This window comes from Serratia sp. ME47 (genome assembly GCF_903970925.1).
Lineage (GTDB): Bacteria > Pseudomonadota > Gammaproteobacteria > Enterobacterales > Enterobacteriaceae > Serratia > Serratia ureilytica.
Genome location: NZ_CAJCKE010000010.1, coordinates 62,787 through 80,118, shown reverse-complemented (window position 1 = coordinate 80,118; position 17,332 = coordinate 62,787). Strand labels below are relative to the sequence as shown.

Sequence of the window (17,332 nt, the reverse complement as noted above, 5' to 3'; positions counted from 1 at the left end):
TTAAACCTCATCCACAGAATGGCCAGCCAGCGCGCGGCGAATGGAAGCATCCATGCGGCGCGCGGCAAAATCTTGCGTTTGTGCATCTAATGTTTTGATGGCGTCTTCGATAGCGGCGGGGTCTTCACCCTGCACCGCCTGCTGCAACGCCTGGGTCGCGGCGGCGATCGCCTGGCTTTCCGCCTCGCTCAGCAGCGCGGCGTCGGTAGCCAGCGCGCCCTGCAGGCTTTCCAGCACCCGCGCGGCTTCCACGCGTTGCTCCGCCAGCTTGCGCGCGCCCACGTCGCTTTGCGCGTTGGCCATCGAATCCTTGATCATGCCGGCGATTTCGTTGTCCGACAGGCCGTACGACGGCTTAACCTGGATCGAGGCTTCCACGCCGGTGGATTTCTCCATCGCGGTGACGCTCAGCAGGCCGTCGGCATCCACCTGGAAGGTGACGCGAATGTGCGCGCCCCCGGCAGGCAATGGCGGCAGGCCGCGCAGCGTGAAGCGCGCCAGCGAACGGCAATCCTGCACCAGCTCGCGCTCGCCCTGCAGCACGTGGATCATCATCGCGCTCTGGCCGTCTTTAAAGGTGGTGAACTCCTGCGCGCGCGCCACCGGAATGGTGGTGTTGCGCGGGATCACTTTCTCCACCAGACCGCCCATGGTTTCGAGGCCCAGCGACAGCGGGATCACGTCCAGCAGCAGCATGTCGCTGTCCGGCTTGTTGCCCACCAGAATGTCGGCCTGGATCGCGGCGCCGATGGCGACCACTTTATCCGGATCGATCGACGTCAGCGGCGTGCGGCCGAAGAAGGCGCCCACCTGCTCACGCACCAGCGGCACGCGGGTGGAACCGCCGACCATCACCGCTTCCAGCACCTCGTCGGCGGCGACGCCGGCGTCTTTCAGCGCGCGGCGGCAGGCCATCAGCGTGCGTTTCACCAACGGAGCGATCAGCGCTTCAAACTGGGCGCGGGTCACTTCACCCTGCCAGCCGGCCACCTCGACGCGCACGCTGTCGGCATCGCTCAACGCGATTTTGGCGGCGATGGCGGCATCCAGCAGTTGGCGCTGCACGCCGTGGTCGCTGCGATCGGCCACGCCGGCCTGCTCGCGCAGCCAGTCGGCCAACAGGTGATCGAAGTCGTCGCCGCCCAGCGCGGAATCGCCGCCGGTGGCCAGCACTTCGAACACGCCGCGGCTGAGGCGCAAAATGGAGATATCAAAGGTGCCGCCGCCCAGATCGTAAACCGCGATCACCCCTTCCTGGCCGGAATCCAGCCCATAGGCGATCGCGGCCGCAGTGGGTTCGTTCAACAGACGCAGAACGTGCAGGCCGGCCAGACGCGCCGCGTCTTTGGTGCCCTGGCGCTGCGCGTCGTCGAAGTAAGCGGGAACGGTGATCACCACGCCATCCAGCTCGCCTTCCAGCGCCGCTTGCGCGCGCGCGGACAGGGCTCGCAGGATATCGGCGGAGACGCCGACCGGGTTAACCGCGCCGGCGGCGGTGACGATCAGCGGCAGGCCGTTGTCGCTGGCTTGGAATTGGTACGGCAGGTTCGGGTAACGTTGCTGCACGTCCGCCAACGAGCGGCCCATCATGCGTTTGATGGAGCTGACGGTATTGGCCGGATCCTGCGCCGCCTGTTGGCGCGCCTCCCAGCCGACGCGCTGCGCGTCCGCCTGATAATGCACTACCGAAGGCAGCAAATGGCGACCCTGTTCGTCGGCCAGCGTTTCCGCTTGCCCGCTGCGCACCGTGGCGACCAGCGAGTTGGTGGTGCCCAAGTCGATGCCGGCGGCCAGACGTCGCTGGTGCGGCGCGGCGCTGAGGCCAGGCTCACTAATTTGTAATAAGGCCATGTTGAAGCTTCCACAATCAGAATCAGAAGGTGTTACTCAAAACCCAGCAGTTTTTCTTCGAGTTGTTCAACCTGTTGCTGGAGTTTGTCCAAGAAGCGCAGCTTGCGCACGGTGTCGGCGGCGTCCGCCCACTGCTCACTGTCCAACTGCTGCAGCATCAGCGCGCTGCGCTGTTTGACCGAGGCGGCCAGCCGCGCGCCGAAATCGGCCAGCAGGCTTTCCGCCTCCGGCTTGCGCTCAATGGCGTCGAGCTCTTCGCGCAGTTCCAGCTGTTCCATCAGGAACGCGGTGTCGCGCATCGTATGCTGTTCGTTGCCCAGATCGAAGCCGTGCAACGATAGCATATACTCCGCGCGTTTTAACGGGTGCTTCAGCGCCTGGTAGGCTTCGTTGATGGTCGCCGCCTGCTGCAACGCCATCAGGCGTTCGCGCTCCGGCTGGTTGGCGAAACGATCGGGGTGGAATTGGCGCTGCAGATCCTGGAAGCGGGACGCAAGCAGGCTGCCGTCCACGGTGTAGCGAACTGGCAGCCCGAATAAAGTAAAGTAATCCATAGCGTGCTCTGGGCGTTAGCGGATGAAGTTCCCCCGCCGAAACGGGGGAGCACGATGGACTGTCAGACGTTGAAACTCTCGCCGCAGCCGCACTCGCTTGAGACGTTCGGGTTGTTGAACTTGAAGCCTTCGTTCAGGCCTTCCTTAACGAAATCAAGCTCGGTGCCGTCAAGGTAGACCAGGCTCTTGCCGTCGATGATCACCTTGATGCCTTTGTCTTCAAATACGATGTCGTCATCGTTGGCTTCGTCAACAAATTCCAGCACGTACGCCATCCCGGAGCAGCCGGAAGTTCGCACTCCCAGACGCAGGCCGAGACCTTTGCCGCGGTTCGTCAAAAACGCCTGAACACGCTGCGCAGCGCTGTCGCTCATGGTAATAGACATCACAACCTCACACTTCACATCAAAGCCCGGCGCGGCCGGGCCGACTCAGACAAATTACTTGGCGCTATGCTTGCTCTTATAGTCGGCAATCGCTGCTTTGATGGCGTCTTCAGCCAGGATCGAGCAGTGAATTTTGACCGGCGGCAATTCCAGCTCTTCGGCGATCTGGGTGTTTTTGATCGCTTCAGCCTGATCGAGCGACTTGCCTTTCATCCATTCGGTCACCAGTGAGCTGGAGGCGATGGCGGAACCGCAGCCGTAAGTTTTAAAGCGCGCGTCTTCGATGATGCCTTCATCGTTAACCTTGATTTGCAGCTTCATGACGTCGCCACAAGCCGGCGCCCCTACCATGCCGCTGCCGACGGTAGGATCTTCGTTGTCGAAAGAACCCACGTTACGCGGGTTTTCATAATGATCGATTACTTTTTCGCTGTAAGCCATGACCTTGCTCCTGAAACCTGAGAATTAATGATGCGCCCATTCGATGCTGTTGATGTCCACGCCCTGCTTGAACATCTCCCACAGCGGGGACAGATCGCGCAGACGGCCGATGGATTTACGCACCAGTTGAATGGTGTAGTCGATCTCTTCTTCCGTGGTGAAACGCCCCAGGGAGAAACGGATCGAGCTGTGCGCCAATTCATCGCTCATGCCCAGCGCGCGCAGCACATAGGACGGCTCGAGGCTGGCGGAGGTACAGGCTGAACCGGAAGAAACGGCCAGGTCTTTCAGCGCCATGATCAGCGACTCGCCTTCAACATAGTTGAAGCTGACGTTCAGGATGTTCGGTGCGCCGTGCTCCAGATCGCCGTTCAGATACACTTCTTCCATATCTTTCACGCCGTTCCACAGACGATCGCGCAGGGTGCGCAGACGCGCCATCTCTTCGGTCATCTCTTCTTTGGCGATGCGATAAGCTTCGCCCATGCCGACGATCTGGTGGACAGGCAGGGTGCCGGAACGCATGCCGCGCTCGTGACCGCCGCCGTGTACCTGCGCTTCAATGCGGATGCGCGGCTTGCGACGCACGTACAGCGCGCCGATGCCTTTCGGGCCATAAATTTTGTGGCCGGAGAACGACATCAGGTCGACTTTCAGCTTGCTCAGATCGATAGGCAGTTTGCCCACGCTCTGGGTGGCGTCAACGTGGTAGATGATACCGCGCGCACGGCACATTTCGCCGATCGCTTCGATATCCTGCACCACGCCGATTTCGTTGTTGACGTGCATGATGGAGACCAGGATGGTGTCATCGCGCATCGCCGCTTCGAGATCCTGCAGGCTGATGATGCCGTTGCTCTGCGGCGCCAGGTAGGTGACTTCAAACCCTTCGCGCTCCAGCTGACGGCAGGTGTCGAGCACGGCTTTGTGTTCGGTTTTGCTGGTGATGATGTGCTTGCCTTTTTTCTGGTAGAAATTGGCAGCGCCTTTGATCGCCAGGTTGTCGGATTCGGTCGCCCCGGAGGTGAAGACGATTTCGCGCGGATCGGCGCCCACCAGTTCGGCGATTTGGTTACGGGCGATGTCTACCGCCTCTTCCGCCTGCCAACCGAAACGGTGGGAACGGGAAGCCGGGTTGCCGAAAGTGCCGTCCAGGGTCAAAAACTGCATCATCTTCTCAGCAACGCGCGGGTCAACCGGCGTCGTTGCTGAGTAATCCAGATAAATCGGTAATTTCATTGCTCTTGTGCTCCGTACATCACTTCCAAAAACTAAAATAATTTCGCCAGCTGCTTATGCGCGCAGATTAACGTTGATAGTTTCTTGCGGACGACCGTTGGCCGTGCGGCGCGTATCGTTGTTTTGACGATCCGCCACCACCAGCACTTCCTGGTTGTTGACCAGTTCAGCCAGCGTAATGTTGTTCAGGAACCCGCTGATGCGCTCGCTCAGATCGCGCCACAGGGCGTGGGTCAAGCAGCGATCGCCGCCCTGACAGCCTTCTTTGCCCTGGCAACGGGTTGCATCTACCGATTCATCGACGGCAGTGATGACAGCGCCAACGGCGATCTCACCCGCGTCTTTACCCAGCAGATAACCACCGCCCGGACCGCGCACGCTGGCCACCAGGCCATTCTTGCGCAGACGGGAGAATAATTGTTCCAGATAAGAGAGCGAAATACCCTGGCGTTCGGAAATGTCCGCCAGTGGCACCGGCCCTTCCTGGGAATGCAGCGCTACGTCGAGCATAGCGGTTACGGCATAACGGCCTTTGGATGTCAGTCTCATAGCTCAATGGTTACCTGTTGGTCAAATATGGCCGAAAGTCTGACATTCCTGAGTAAAACAGTCAACTATTTAACCTAGTAATTAACTCAAGTATTAGCACGTTTTGAACTTAGCAAGAACAAAGGTATATAAAATACATGTTATAACCTTTGGATAACTAATACTATTGTCGCCCACCGTTATGCCACATCAATTAATTACCTTGATGTTTATCCTGTTTCTCGATCGAGGTCAGCATGCCGCGCAGGATATTCAGCTCCTGCCCTTCCGGGCGTGCGCGGGTGAACAGCCGACGCAGGCGGCTCATCACCTGGCCCGGATGGGACGGGCGAATAAAACCGGTGCGCTGCAGCGTCTGCTCAAGGTGCTGATAGAAACGCTCAAGGTCGTCCACCAGCGGATACGGCGTCTCTTCCAGCTGCGGCGCGCCCGCCTGTTGGCGATCGAGGTAAGCCACGCGCACTTCGTACGCCAGGATCTGCACCGCCATCGCCAGGTTCAGCGAGCTGTAGTCCGGGTTGGCCGGAATGGCGACGTGGTAGTGGCACTTCTGCAATTCATCGTTGGTCAGCCCGACGCGTTCACGGCCGAACACCAGCGCCACCGGCGCGTGCTCGCCCTCGTGCACCGCGCGCACGCCGCATTCGCGCGGCTCCAGCATCGGCCACGGCAGGGTGCGAGAGCGCGCGCTGGTGCCCACCACCAGGCTACAGCCGGCGATGGCGTCATCGAGGGTATCGACGATGGTGGCGTTGCCGATCACGTCGCTGGCGCCGGCGGCCAGGGCGATGGCCTGAGAATCGGGTTTGATCAGCGGATTAACCAGATAAAGGTTGGTTAACCCCATGGTTTTCATGGCTCTGGCGGTCGAGCCCATGTTGCCGGTATGTGAAGTCTCTACCAGAACAATGCGGATATTGTGCAGCATACAAACTCTGAGCGTGGCGGAAAATCGCAGCATCTTAACACAGCCGTAGGCAATTTGCCGAACAGCTGCTATACTTCGCGCCGTTTCCTGTTCTTTAACATCCTAGTTGGAAGATACCCATGCATCCGATGCTGACTATCGCCGTGCGCGCTGCGCGCAAGGCCGGTAACCTGATTGCCAAAAACTACGAAACCCCGGACGCTGTAGAAGCGAGCCAGAAAGGGACCAATGACTTCGTCACCAACGTCGATCGCGATGCAGAGCATCTGATCATCGACGTCATCCGCAAGTCTTATCCGCAACACAGTATCGTGAGCGAAGAACGCGGTGAGCTGATCGGCGAAGATCGCGATGTGCAATGGGTGATCGATCCACTGGATGGCACTGCAAACTTCATCAAACGTTTCCCTCATTTCTCCGTTTCCATCGCCGTACGCATCAAAGGCCGCACTGAAGTGGCCGTGGTTTACGATCCGATGCGCAACGAACTGTTCACCGCCACGCGCGGTCAGGGCGCCCAGCTCAACGGTTACCGTCTGCGCGGCACCAACGCCAAAGATCTGGATGGCACCATCCTGGCGACCGGCTTCCCGTTCAAAGTCAAACAGCACGCAACGCCTTACATCAACATCGTAGGCAAGCTGTTCACCCAGTGCGCGGACTTCCGCCGCACCGGTTCCGCTGCGCTGGATCTGGCCTATGTGGCCGCCGGCCGCGTAGACGGTTTCTTCGAAATCGGCCTGAAGCCGTGGGACTTCGCCGCGGGCGAACTGCTGGTGCGTGAATCCGGCGGCCTGGTCACCGACTTCGTCGGCGGCCACAACCACTTCAGCTCCGGCAACGTGGTAGCAGGCAACCCGCGCGTCGTGAAAGCCATGCTGGCCACCATGCGCGAAGAACTGAGCGAAGCGCTGAAGCGTTAATCGCCAGAAGCGAATCGAACAAAGCGCTGCCGATGCAGCGCTTTTTTTATGCCCGTCAGCGGGAGAAGGGGCGGATGCCGCCGCCGAATTCCGGCTGCGCGCTGACGTACAGCAACAGCCCGGCGGCCAACAGGATCAGGCCCCCGGCCAGCGCCAACGAGCCCCAGGCCACCGCGCTCCAGGCGGCGGGCGCACGCGAGCGGCTAAGGCGCACCGCCAGCCGTCGGCTGTAATGCACCAGCAGCGCCAGCATGGAGATGGTCAACGACGTGCCAAACGCCATCGCCAGCGCGGAGATCACTCCCCAGCCGAACACGCCGATCACCTTGGAGAACAGCAGCACCAAAATCGCCCCCGAACAGGGACGCATGCCCATCGCCAGCACGATGGCGGTCTGGGTGCGCCAATCGCTTCCCGCCTGCAGCTCGCTGTCGCTCGGCAGATGCCGGTGGCCGCAGCCGCAATCGGCGCTGTGCACATGCTCCGCCGCCAGCGGCGTCAGGCTGTTGATGCGCAGCGCCGGCGCCGGGCGCATCGCCTTGATCGCCGCAAACAGACGTTTCAGCGCGCGCCAACTCAGCAACACGCCAAGCAACATCACCAAAATAAAGCTGCCCTTCTCCAGCCAGAAGCTGCTTTGGTGCAGCTGGCGCGAAGAGAGCTGCAATACCACCAGCATCAGCGTGACCAGCGCGATCGCCACCCCGCCCTGCACCAGCGAAGCGGCGAAGGTCAGCTTCAGGCTGCTTTTCAGCCGCGCCGGGTGAGTGGCCAGATAGGTGGCGATCACCACTTTGCCGTGGCCGGGGCCGAGCGCATGCAAAACGCCATAGCCGAGGCTGAACAGCGTCAGCGCCAACCCTGCCTGCTGCGGCGCGGCCTTCACCTGCTGCAACAACCCCGCCATCTGCTGGTGCAGCGCTTTTTGCCATACCACGCTCTGCATCAGCAGCTGCGGCCAATAGTGCCACGCCAGCAGCGCGGCGGCCGCCAGCGCCAGCGTGAACGGCAGCAGCGGCCACAGGCCGAAAGCCCAGTGGCGCCGGTTTATCGTCGGTTGCGAGAGATTCAGCGACATTGCAGCGTCACCCGCTGGGCGAACTGCTGCCCCAGCGCCAGGTCTTCGCCGGGCGAGTCGTTCTTGTCGAGCGACAGCGCATAGGCCTGCAGCGACGCATTCGGCTTCGGCGTCATCAGCTTGTAGCTGCACAGTTGCGCCATCTCCGGCGGCAAATGCAGCGCATTTTGGTCTTTATAGGTCATATCCACGAAATAAGTCGGATCGTAAGTAGAAAGCTCGAACGGCTTGCCCGCCAGCGGCTGCGGCTCGGCCAACGGCAGCACGAACTCCAGTACCGCCTGGTTGCCCTGGCGCGACAGGTGATATTCGCTGGGCAAGTTCAGGTATTTCACCGGCTTGCCGTCGCGGTAAAGGTCGGTGAAATAGTGCTGCCCCAGCACGTTGGCCATCACTTCCGCCGCCAGCTTTTTCCACACTTCCGAATCGCTCTTGGCGTTTTTCGCATCGTAGAGCAGATCCGCCGAGGTGATTTCATCCATCACCCACACCATTTTCAGGCCGACCAACCGCTGATCCTTGGCGACGAAGGTGGTGTTCATATCGATAAAGCTGTGCGGATGCGCGATCGCACCGGCGCTGAACACGGCGCCAAAGGCAGCCAAAAGTCGACGTAACTTCATCATTATCCTGCTTTACTATATTTGTTATAACGTAACACAAATAAATGTCGAACGGCCCGCCTCTGCCGGCGATATTTGTGACGAAAGTTGTAAGCCGAAGTAAAAGCCGCGCGTTAACCCTGCCGGCACAAAGCCTTTTGCTATGCTTAGGCATAATCGCAACCTTTTATGCCGGAAGGTGATATGAGCCTGGACACCTCTCCCGTGCCTGAGCTCTCCGGACAACAACGGCGCTGCCATCTGCTGCTGATGCTGTACACGCCGGAGCCCGAGTTACAGCTGGAGACCCTCAGCCGAATCAATGGCGTCGCCCCCCCGATAACCCGGCAAGATATAGCCGAGGTGGCCAGTGAAATCCAGCGTTTCCACCATCTGGAGATCGCCGTCGATCCCGACCATGGCTACCGATTGAGGGGCAGCGCGCTCAACCAACGCCTGTGCCTGCTCCATTGGCTAAGGCGCACCCTGCGCTGCAGCCCGCGGTTCGTCGAAGACGATTTCGCCCCGCGCCTGCGGCAAGCGCTGGCGGCCGATGCCGAGTTGACATCGCTGTTGGCCCAGTCGCTCGACGCCTGCGAGCCGCTGCTCAATCGTCACTTTGACGCGCGCGACCGCCAATTCCTGCAGCATTATCTGCTCTACTGCGCCTGGCAAAACCGCCTGCAGCAACACCCGTGTTTCGACGCCGTTCAGCGCGACTGGCTGCGGCAAAAACCGGAGCAGCAAGCCGCCGCCTGGCTGCATCAGACCTGCAACCGGCTGTTTAACCAGCCGCCGCACGCGGACGAGCGCGATTTCCTGGCGCTGACCTTCACCCTGTTGAAAAGCCACAGCTACCACAGCAACGACTCGGCGCATGAGCAGCGGTTGATGACGGCGATCGACAGCATGGTCGAGCGGTTCCAGCAGCTGTCCGGCATGGCTTTCAGCAGCAAGGCGGAGCTGGTCAGCCAGCTGTTCGCCCATCTGGCGCCGGCGCTGGAGCGCTGCCGTTTCGCCATCGGCATCGACAATATGCTGCTGGAAGAAGTGGTGCGCAAATACCCGCGGCTGATGCGCACCACGCAGGAAGCGTTGAAACCGCTGGAGCAGGAGTACGGCGTGCATTTTTCCAACGAGGAGGCGGGCCTGGTGGCCATCAGCTTCGGCGCCTGGCTGATGCAGGACAACGCGCTGCAGGAAAAACAGGTGCTGCTGCTGACGCTGGATAACCCGCAGTTGGAAGAGGAAGTGGAATATCAGATCCGCGAGCTCACGCTGCTGCCGCTGAACATCAAGTATCTGCCGCTGAGCGACTATCTGTGCGGCGGAGCGCCGCAGGGCGTCACGCTGGTGATCACCCCCTACGCGGCGGTGCACAGCGCTCCACACCCGCCGCTGATCTATACCGAACTGCCGCTGGAAAACCGCCAGCGCCAGGCCATCCGCGCGCTGCTGGAAGCCCCTTAATCACCGGCTGACGCTGACCGCCGGCGGCCGGATGAACAAGGCCGGCACCGCGACCGCCGCCATCACCCAGAATACCCCGCCCTGCCAATGTTCGAACAGGAACCCGGCAATGACCGTCATGACGGCGATACCGCCGCCCATCGCCAGCGCCGAATACACCGCCTGCAGCCGGATCACCTCTTGCCCCTGGCGCGCGGCGATAAAGCGCATCGCCGCCAGATGGCAGACGGTGAAGGTGCCGCAATGCAGGATCTGGATCAGCAGCAGCCAGCCCAGCTCGGTGCTGTAGGCCATCAGGCTCCAGCGCAACACGCCGCAACAGGCGGAAAGCAGCAGCAGGTTGCGCGCATTCCAGCGGCGGAACAGCACGTTGCTGCTGGCGAAAATAATCACTTCCGCCACCACGCCCAGCGACCACAGATAACCGATGGTCGAGGCCGAATAGCCCGCCTCCTGCCAGTAAATGGAGCCGAAGCTGTAGTAGCCGGCGTGCGCGCCCTGCAGCAGCGTGACGCACAGCAGGAAGCGCCACACCGGCCCTTCTTTCAACAGCGCCCACAGCGAACGCTCGGCCCCGCCGTGCGTGCGCGCTTCGCCCTGCGGCATCACGCTCGGCTTCAGCAGCATGCCCAGCAGCATCGCCAGCACGCTGAGGATCAGGCTGTAGAGAATGGCGTTATGGCCCCACACCGCCACCAGTTGCCCGGTCAGCGCCGAGCCGATGACGAACGCCAGCGAGCCCCACAGCCGCACCCGGCCATAGTCCATGCGGATCTGCTTTTGCCAGGTGGCGGCCAGCGCGTCGGTCAGCGGCACCAGCGGCGAGAAGAACAGGTTGAAGCCCGCTATCACCAGCATCAGCCAGCCCCAGCCGTTGCCGAAGCAGAAGCCAACCGCGAAAGCCAGGGTCAGCAGCGCCAGCAGGCGCAGCGCGGAAACCAGATGAGAGGGATCTTTAACGCGGGGAGCAATCAGTAAACTGCCGAGGAAGCGGGCCACCAAACCGGCGCCGAGCAATATGCCGATGGTTTCGGGCGCGATGCCCTCGCCTTTCAGCCACACGCCCCAGAACGGTAAGAAAATGCCGTAGGAAAAAAAGTAGGTGAAATAACTGAGCGCGAGCCAACGCGTGGATTGCAGAACCATGATCCCTCCGGAGTGAGGGCAATACTTTGACAGAGCTCACACCGCCCCGCAATCTTCATTCCGCTTCAATGCGTTAGAGTGCCAGACAGCTCACAGTTTACCGCGAGCGGCCACAAAAAAACCCGCCGCAGCGGGTTTTATCAGGCAAAAGCGGGATTATGCGTAAACCGGCAGGCGGGCGCAGATATCCAGCACTTTCTTCTTGGTGCGTTCGATGGTGGCTTCATCGTTGATGTTGTCCAGCACATCGCAGATCCAACCGGCCAGTTCGCGCACGTCGGCCTCTTTGAAGCCGCGACGGGTCACGGCTGGGGTGCCGATACGCACGCCGGAGGTGACGAACGGGCTCTTCGGATCGTTCGGCACGCTGTTTTTGTTGACGGTGATGTTGGCGCGGCCCAGGGCGGCGTCCGCTTCTTTACCGGTCAGGTTTTTATCGACCAGATCCAGCAGGAACAGGTGGTTATGGGTGCCGCCGGAGACCACTTTGTAGCCGCGCTGCAGGAACACGTCCACCATCGCCTTGGCGTTGACCGCCACTTGCTGCTGGTAAACCTTGAACTCAGGCTCCATCGCTTCTTTCAACGCCACCGCCTTGCCGGCGATCACGTGCATCAGCGGGCCGCCCTGGCCGCCAGGGAACACGGCGGAGTTCAGCTTCTTATACAGATCTTCGTCGCCGCCCTTCGCCAGGATCAGGCCGCCGCGCGGGCCCGCCAGGGTTTTGTGGGTGGTGGTGGTGACGATGTGTGCGTGCGGTACCGGGTTCGGGTACACGCCGGCGGCGATCAGGCCCGCCACGTGCGCCATGTCGACGAACAGGTAAGCGCCGATGCTGTCGGCGATTTCGCGCATTTTGGCCCAGTCAACCACGCCGGAGTAGGCGGAGAAGCCGCCGATGATCATTTTCGGCTTGTGGGTTTGCGCCTGCTTGGCCAGATCGTCATAGTCGATTTGACCTTTGTCGTCGATGCCGTAAGGCACCACGTTATACAGTTTGCCGGACAGGTTAACCGGGGAACCGTGGGTCAGGTGGCCGCCGTGCGCCAGGTTCATGCCCAGAATGGTGTCGCCCGGCTGCAGCAGCGCGGTGTAAACGGCGAAGTTAGCCTGGGAGCCGGAGTGCGGCTGCACGTTGGCGTAATCGGCGCCGAACAATTCTTTGGCGCGGTCGATAGCCAGCTGCTCAACGATATCCACGTATTCGCAGCCGCCGTAGTAACGCTTGCCCGGATAGCCTTCAGCGTATTTGTTGGTCAGCTGGGAACCCTGAGCCTGCATCACGCGCGGGCTGGTGTAGTTCTCAGACGCGATCAGCTCGATGTGCTCTTCCTGACGCACCACTTCCTGCTCCATGGCACGCCACAGTTCCGCATCGTAATCGGCAATGTTCATTTCACGCTTTAACATCCGGCATCTCCTGACTTAAATCAGCTAACTAAAAAATCACCAAATAACTACCCGTTTGGGTTCTGCGCCACAGTGTAAACCGTTTCGCCCCACCGAAGATAGGTCTTGACAGAGGTTTTTACGCAAACGATTGGCATAAGGCGGCGCAAGGCTTTGATCCGCTAAACGCCGCCGTTTATCAACGGACATTTCCTCATGCGAACGATGCGCTTTTTTCATGTTCTGTGAGCGCGATCGACGCCCGAAGAACACCGCAACGAAAACAAGGGTATTTACAAGCGGCGTGGAACTCAATAAGATGCATTTAAAATACATCATTAAAATTCTCGTCAAGATCCCAACCCAAGGAGCGCTCCCATGCTGGATAGCCAAACCATCGCTACCGTAAAATCCACCCTTCCCCTGCTGGCTGCGACCGGGCCGAAGCTGACCGCCCACTTTTACGATCGCATGTTCGCGCACAACCCGGAATTGAAAGACATTTTCAACATGAGCAACCAGCGCAACGGCGATCAGCGTCAGGCGTTGTTCGACGCCATCTGCGCCTATGCCGCCAACATCGAGAACCTGGCGGCGCTGCTGCCGGCGGTGGAGCGCATCGCGCAGAAGCACACCAGCTTCAATATCCAGCCGGAACAATACCAAATCGTCGGCGGCCACCTGCTGGCGACGCTGGACGAAATGTTCAGCCCGGGTCAGGAAGTGTTGGACGCCTGGGGCAAAGCCTACGGCGTGCTGGCCAACGTGTTTATTCAGCGTGAAGAGCAGATTTATCAGCAGAGCGAAACCGACAACGGCGGCTGGCGCGATCTGCGCGCATTCCGCATCCTGAAGAAACAGCCGCAGAGCGACGTGATCTGCAGCTTCGTGCTGGCACCGGTGGACGGCGGCCGGGTGGCGGACTTCAAACCGGGGCAATACCTGGCGGTCTACATCAAGCACGACAGCCTGGAGCATCAGGAAATTCGCCAGTACTCGCTGACCACCTCACCGAACGGCGAGTTCTACCGCATCGCGGTGAAGCGCGAAGATCAGGGGAAAGTGTCCAACTACCTGCACCGGCAGGCGCAGGAAGGCGACGTGATCGACATCGCCCCGCCGCACGGCGACTTCTTCCTCGACGTGGCGCCGACCACGCCGGTGGCGCTGATCTCCGCCGGCGTCGGCCAAACCCCGATGCTCGGCATGCTCAACAGCCTGCACGACAACCAACACCAGGCGCAGGTCCACTGGCTGCACGCGGCGGAAAACGGCAGCGTGCATGCCTTTGCCGAGGAAGTGGCGGATATTGCCGGGCGCATGCCGAATCTTAGCCGCCATGTGTGGTACCGCGAGCCGGGCGCCGATGACGTGGAAGGCCGCGACTACCACAGCCGCGGATTGATGGATTTGAGCGCGCTGCGCGGCAGCCTGGCCGATCCGCAAATGCACTATTACTTCTGCGGCCCGGTGGCCTTCATGCAGTTCGTGGGCAAACAGCTGCTGGAGATGGGCGTAGAGGCCGAACGCATCCACTACGAATGCTTCGGCCCGCATAAGGTGCTGTAATGCTTGCGGAGCGCGGCCGTCAGACCGCGCTCCCTCTTCATTTCGCCTGCAGTTGGCGCGCGTCCTGCACCTGCTGCACCGTTACCGGCGCCGCCTGGTTGCCCCAGCTTCCCCGCAGATAGCTCATCAGGTCGGCCGCCTGCCGGTCGTTCAACGCCCAGCCGTAAGCCGGCATCCCGAGCGCCATCGCCTGCTGCGTGATCGGGGTATGCGCCCCTTCCAGCACCACCCGCAGCGCGGTCAGCGGATTGTCCGCCGTTACCGTGGCGTTGCCCGCCAGCGCCGGGATGGTGAAGTCGGTGCCCTCTCCCTTATTGCCGTGGCAGGTCGAGCAGTACATCGCATAGGTCGCCTTGCCGCTCGGGTTATCCGCCTGCGCAGCCTTCGAGGCGGCGACAGGGTCCGGCGCCAGGCTGCGCAGGTACACCGCGATGGCGTTCAGATCGCCGTCGCTGAGGTACTGCGTGCTGTGGGCCACCACCTCGCTCATCGGCCCGGCGACCGCCGCATGGCGGCTGCGGCCGGTTTTCAGCAGCGCCGTCACCTCTTCCGGCGGCAGGCCGCGCAGGTTGGAAGCGTACCAGCCGTCCAGCTCGGCGCCGCTCAGGAACACCGGTTCCTTACCGTCCAGCCCCTTCTCCTGCATCGCCCAACCGCGCGGCGTGTGGCAGCTGCCGCAATGGCCCGCGCCCTGCACCAGATAGGCGCCGCGGTTCCACTCGGCGCTTTGCTGCGGATCTGCCTGATACGGCTGGTCGTCGTGGAACAGCGAGTTCCACACCGCCAGCGGCCAGCGCATCGACAGCGGCCAGCTGATGTCACTGTCCCGGTTGGCGACGTTCTGCGCCGGCACCTCGTTCATCAGATAGTCATACAGCGCGCGCATGTCTTCCGCGCTCATTTTGGCGTAGGAGGTGTACGGCATCGCCGGGTAGAGCCGGTGGCCGTCTTTGGCTACCCCCTGGCGCATGGCGCGATCGAACTCCTCGAACGAATAGGCGCCAATGCCGTGCAGCTTGTCCGGCGTGATGTTGGTGGCGTAGATAGCCCCGAGCGGCGTCGGGAACTTCATGCCGCCCGCCAATTCGGCGCCGCCCGGCGCGGTATGGCAGGCGGTGCAGTCACCGGCTTTGGCGACGTATTCTCCGGCCGACATCGCCTGGGCCGAGCCGCCGGCGGCCAGCAGGCTCAACAGGTACAGCGAACGCAGACTCATGCTCCCTCCTTGGCGGCAACCTTGCCGTAGGCCAGTTCGTTAACCGCGCGCCACGCCTGATCGATCGCCGAGTTGGCGTACGGGCTCCAGTCGGCATCGGAGTTGGCGATAGCGATCTTGCCGATCGGCTGCCGCGCCGTTTCGATGATTTTCTTGGCTTCGTCTTCGTCGTCAAACAGCCCGTTGAGGAAGTAGGAGTAACCGTGCGACCAGCGGTTGACGGTGATCGCCTGAATGTCGCGCTGATGGTCGAAACCAGCCTCGCCCAGCATGCCCTGCAGCTGTTCGCGGATCATCTGTTCGTGCACTTCGAACGGCGTGCCCAGCAGCAACGCGCGCCCTTTGCGCGACTGTTCGCGCGTGCTGAGGCCGCTGCCCGGCAGCGTCGGCACATACACCATATGCAGGCCGATCGGCCGATCCGGATCGCGCGGGTGCTGATAGCCGCCCATGCTCACCGGATAGTCCAGCTTCACGCGGCTGTACGGCGCGGCCGGCGAATAAACCTCGTGCACACCCAGCTTGATGAACGGCTGCCAGTTGCGGATCACCACCTTGCTGTACACCAGCGGCGCCTTGACGTTCTGCTTCAGCGCCTCCTGCTGCTCGTGCGACATCTCCGGCACCAGATACGGGATCATCATGTTGTAGCCGGCCATCACCACCTGCCCGGCGCGCACCTTGGCCATCTTCTCGCCGGTCATGTAGGTGACTTCCACCTTGTCGCCGACGTTGGCCGCGTGCAGCCCGGTGCTGTTCAAACGCAGCTTCACCGGCCATTCCGGCCGATCGAGCTGGCTGTAGTCGAATTTGGCCAGCACCACGTCGTTCATGTCCTTGCCGGCCGGCGCCACCGCCGGGATCAGCTGGCGCACCATCAGGCGCGCCAGCGTGGCGTTGCCGTCCGGGAAGTGGAACACGTAAGGATCGTCGAGATCCGCCTGCGACTCTTCGTCCAGCGGCGGCAGATTCATGTCGTCAAGGCCCGGCAGATCGCAGATGCGCGCATCGCTGCACGAGGTGCCATCAATACCCACCGCCTGGAAGTCGTTGGTGGTCTGCTGGAAATAGCGGATCGCCAGTTCGCTCAGGCCCACCTTCTCGCGCAGGAACTGGGTATAGCTGTGGGTATCGAGCCACTCGACCTTCTGCTCCAGCGTCATCTCTGGCAGATAATCCTTCTCCACCGTGTGTAGCGCGATCAGCGCCTGGCGATCGCTTTCCGGCAGCGGGAAATCGCCGATGAACGCTTCATAAGAACGGCCGTTGAGCCGATCGCGCGGAATGTCGTCCGCCACCGTACGCCCCGGATCGCCGCTCACCACCTTGTCGACGCCGAAGTTCTTGCGATCGAAGTAAACCCCGCGGCTCAAATTCAAATCCGGATAGAAGGTGGTGTCGAAAGCCTGTTCCAGTTGGTCGATATCGACGCCGAGCTTGCGCAGCAGCCCCATCGCCACCGGGCTGAAGTTGGAGCGCGGCGACTGCAGCGATTCGCTGCCGCCGTAGCCGAGCAGCATGCCGTCGTCGCTGTTGAACTCGTTGCGCTTGGCGTGGCCGCCGAAGTCGTCGTGGTTGTCGATCAAAAGAATGCGCTGCCGCTCGCCTTTCAGTTGCTGCCAGAAACAGGCGGCCGCCAGCCCGCTGATGCCGGCGCCGACCACCACCAGATCGAACTCTTCAACGGCGGGTACGCTGCCGAAATCAAAGGTTTTGCCGTCGCGCCCCAACTGGTGCGCATGCTCGAACGAGCCCGGATGGTTGCCCCGCAACCCGGTCAGCGCCGGCGGATAGTACAGGGTTTGATTGGCCGTTTGCGGCGACGCGCGCAAGATTTGCAGCGGCGTCAACCCGGCGGCGATGGTGATCGCCACTCCGTTGAGAAAATCGCGTCTGGTGATACCCATATAGGCTTCCTTTCAATTTTTATTATCATCAGCCGGCCGGAGCCGGCTCAAAGGCCGCGCTATTGTGCGGATAATTACTGTAAA

At 61.3% G+C, this 17,332-nt stretch carries 16 protein-coding genes; 3 read left to right on the top strand and 13 right to left on the bottom strand.

Annotated elements, in window-relative coordinates; genetic code table 11:
* From hscA to trmJ, 7 genes are all read right to left on the bottom strand, one after another.
* The gene (gene hscA, locus H7A77_RS12350) at nucleotides 1–1,851 is read right to left on the bottom strand and encodes a Fe-S protein assembly chaperone HscA (RefSeq protein ID WP_182074268.1); all 1,851 of its coding nucleotides are present in this window, start codon (nucleotides 1,849–1,851) and stop codon (nucleotides 1–3) included.
* Nucleotides 1,852–1,883: 32 nt separating this feature from the next.
* A complete protein-coding gene (hscB, locus tag H7A77_RS12345) occupies nucleotides 1,884–2,405 on the bottom strand; it encodes a co-chaperone HscB (RefSeq protein ID WP_033644094.1) in 522 nt (173 codons plus the stop codon).
* 62 nt (nucleotides 2,406–2,467) lie between these two features.
* Complete coding sequence (iscA, locus tag H7A77_RS12340; protein WP_004941410.1) at nucleotides 2,468–2,791, bottom strand: iron-sulfur cluster assembly protein IscA; 324 nt, start codon at nucleotides 2,789–2,791, stop codon at nucleotides 2,468–2,470.
* 54 nt (nucleotides 2,792–2,845) lie between these two features.
* Nucleotides 2,846–3,232, bottom strand: a complete 387-nt coding sequence (iscU, locus tag H7A77_RS12335) for a Fe-S cluster assembly scaffold IscU (RefSeq protein WP_004941408.1) — start codon at nucleotides 3,230–3,232, stop codon at nucleotides 2,846–2,848.
* Nucleotides 3,233–3,256: 24 nt separating this feature from the next.
* Entirely contained in the window at nucleotides 3,257–4,471 is a 1,215-nt protein-coding gene (gene iscS / locus H7A77_RS12330; RefSeq protein ID WP_015378780.1) for a cysteine desulfurase, read from the bottom strand.
* A 54-nt stretch (nucleotides 4,472–4,525) separates the two neighbouring features.
* Nucleotides 4,526–5,020 (bottom strand): Fe-S cluster assembly transcriptional regulator IscR, encoded by a 495-nt coding sequence (gene iscR, locus H7A77_RS12325; RefSeq protein ID WP_004941404.1) that lies wholly within the window; start codon nucleotides 5,018–5,020, stop codon nucleotides 4,526–4,528.
* 193 nt (nucleotides 5,021–5,213) lie between these two features.
* Nucleotides 5,214–5,948, bottom strand: a complete 735-nt coding sequence (gene trmJ, locus H7A77_RS12320; protein ID WP_025303916.1) for a tRNA (cytosine(32)/uridine(32)-2'-O)-methyltransferase TrmJ — start codon at nucleotides 5,946–5,948, stop codon at nucleotides 5,214–5,216.
* Nucleotides 5,949–6,067: 119 nt separating this feature from the next.
* On the opposite strand from trmJ, the gene suhB reads away from it, so the two are divergent.
* Nucleotides 6,068–6,871, top strand: coding sequence for an inositol-1-monophosphatase (gene suhB / locus H7A77_RS12315; RefSeq protein WP_033644096.1), 804 nt, complete (start codon nucleotides 6,068–6,070; stop codon nucleotides 6,869–6,871).
* Between the two features lie 55 nt (nucleotides 6,872–6,926).
* Here the strand turns inward: suhB and H7A77_RS12310 are convergent, their stop codons facing one another.
* Nucleotides 6,927–7,949: a nickel/cobalt transporter gene (locus H7A77_RS12310; RefSeq protein WP_033651571.1), complete on the bottom strand. Its 1,023-nt coding sequence runs from the start codon at nucleotides 7,947–7,949 to the stop codon at nucleotides 6,927–6,929.
* A complete protein-coding gene (locus H7A77_RS12305) occupies nucleotides 7,940–8,575 on the bottom strand; it encodes a DUF1007 family protein (RefSeq protein WP_033651572.1) in 636 nt (211 codons plus the stop codon). Before H7A77_RS12305 ends, H7A77_RS12310 begins: the two co-directional genes overlap by 10 nt.
* Nucleotides 8,576–8,755: 180 nt before the next feature.
* Here H7A77_RS12305 and csiE point away from each other — a divergent pair, with 180 nt between their 5' ends.
* Nucleotides 8,756–10,021, top strand: coding sequence for a stationary phase inducible protein CsiE (gene csiE, locus H7A77_RS12300; RefSeq protein WP_033651573.1), 1,266 nt, complete (start codon nucleotides 8,756–8,758; stop codon nucleotides 10,019–10,021).
* Here csiE and H7A77_RS12295 read toward each other — a convergent pair whose 3' ends face one another.
* On the bottom strand, nucleotides 10,022–11,167 hold the full coding sequence (locus tag H7A77_RS12295; protein ID WP_108681767.1) for a 3-phenylpropionate MFS transporter: 1,146 nt from the start codon (nucleotides 11,165–11,167) through the stop codon (nucleotides 10,022–10,024).
* Nucleotides 11,168–11,323: 156 nt separating this feature from the next.
* The gene (gene glyA, locus H7A77_RS12290; RefSeq protein ID WP_047570908.1) at nucleotides 11,324–12,577 is read right to left on the bottom strand and encodes a serine hydroxymethyltransferase; all 1,254 of its coding nucleotides are present in this window, start codon (nucleotides 12,575–12,577) and stop codon (nucleotides 11,324–11,326) included.
* A 357-nt stretch (nucleotides 12,578–12,934) separates the two neighbouring features.
* Between glyA and hmpA the strand changes: the two genes are divergently transcribed.
* Entirely contained in the window at nucleotides 12,935–14,125 is a 1,191-nt protein-coding gene (hmpA, locus tag H7A77_RS12280) for an NO-inducible flavohemoprotein (RefSeq protein WP_164106887.1), read from the top strand.
* A 37-nt stretch (nucleotides 14,126–14,162) separates the two neighbouring features.
* On the opposite strand, the gene H7A77_RS12275 is transcribed toward hmpA, so the two are convergent.
* Nucleotides 14,163–15,341, bottom strand: a complete 1,179-nt coding sequence (locus tag H7A77_RS12275; protein WP_182074267.1) for a cytochrome c — start codon at nucleotides 15,339–15,341, stop codon at nucleotides 14,163–14,165.
* A complete protein-coding gene (locus tag H7A77_RS12270; RefSeq protein ID WP_182074266.1) occupies nucleotides 15,338–17,248 on the bottom strand; it encodes an FAD/NAD(P)-binding protein in 1,911 nt (636 codons plus the stop codon). Before H7A77_RS12270 ends, H7A77_RS12275 begins: the two co-directional genes overlap by 4 nt.
* Between the last annotated feature and the right edge of the window lie 84 nt (nucleotides 17,249–17,332).

Bases quoted from the DNA above. Each gene is read 5' to 3' on its own strand.
- hscA (WP_182074268.1), bottom strand. From the start codon at position 1,851: ATGGCCTTATTACAAATTAGTGAGCCTGGCCTCAGCGCCGCGCCGCAC.
- hscB (WP_033644094.1), bottom strand. From the start codon at position 2,405: ATGGATTACTTTACTTTATTCGGGCTGCCAGTTCGCTACACCGTGGAC.
- iscA (WP_004941410.1), bottom strand. From the start codon at position 2,791: ATGTCTATTACCATGAGCGACAGCGCTGCGCAGCGTGTTCAGGCGTTT.
- iscU (WP_004941408.1), bottom strand. From the start codon at position 3,232: ATGGCTTACAGCGAAAAAGTAATCGATCATTATGAAAACCCGCGTAAC.
- iscS (WP_015378780.1), bottom strand. From the start codon at position 4,471: ATGAAATTACCGATTTATCTGGATTACTCAGCAACGACGCCGGTTGAC.
- iscR (WP_004941404.1), bottom strand. From the start codon at position 5,020: ATGAGACTGACATCCAAAGGCCGTTATGCCGTAACCGCTATGCTCGAC.
- trmJ (WP_025303916.1), bottom strand. From the start codon at position 5,948: ATGCTGCACAATATCCGCATTGTTCTGGTAGAGACTTCACATACCGGC.
- suhB (WP_033644096.1), top strand. From the start codon at position 6,068: ATGCATCCGATGCTGACTATCGCCGTGCGCGCTGCGCGCAAGGCCGGT.
- H7A77_RS12310 (WP_033651571.1), bottom strand. From the start codon at position 7,949: ATGTCGCTGAATCTCTCGCAACCGACGATAAACCGGCGCCACTGGGCT.
- H7A77_RS12305 (WP_033651572.1), bottom strand. From the start codon at position 8,575: ATGATGAAGTTACGTCGACTTTTGGCTGCCTTTGGCGCCGTGTTCAGC.
- csiE (WP_033651573.1), top strand. From the start codon at position 8,756: ATGAGCCTGGACACCTCTCCCGTGCCTGAGCTCTCCGGACAACAACGG.
- H7A77_RS12295 (WP_108681767.1), bottom strand. From the start codon at position 11,167: ATGGTTCTGCAATCCACGCGTTGGCTCGCGCTCAGTTATTTCACCTAC.
- glyA (WP_047570908.1), bottom strand. From the start codon at position 12,577: ATGTTAAAGCGTGAAATGAACATTGCCGATTACGATGCGGAACTGTGG.
- hmpA (WP_164106887.1), top strand. From the start codon at position 12,935: ATGCTGGATAGCCAAACCATCGCTACCGTAAAATCCACCCTTCCCCTG.
- H7A77_RS12275 (WP_182074267.1), bottom strand. From the start codon at position 15,341: ATGAGTCTGCGTTCGCTGTACCTGTTGAGCCTGCTGGCCGCCGGCGGC.
- H7A77_RS12270 (WP_182074266.1), bottom strand. From the start codon at position 17,248: ATGGGTATCACCAGACGCGATTTTCTCAACGGAGTGGCGATCACCATC.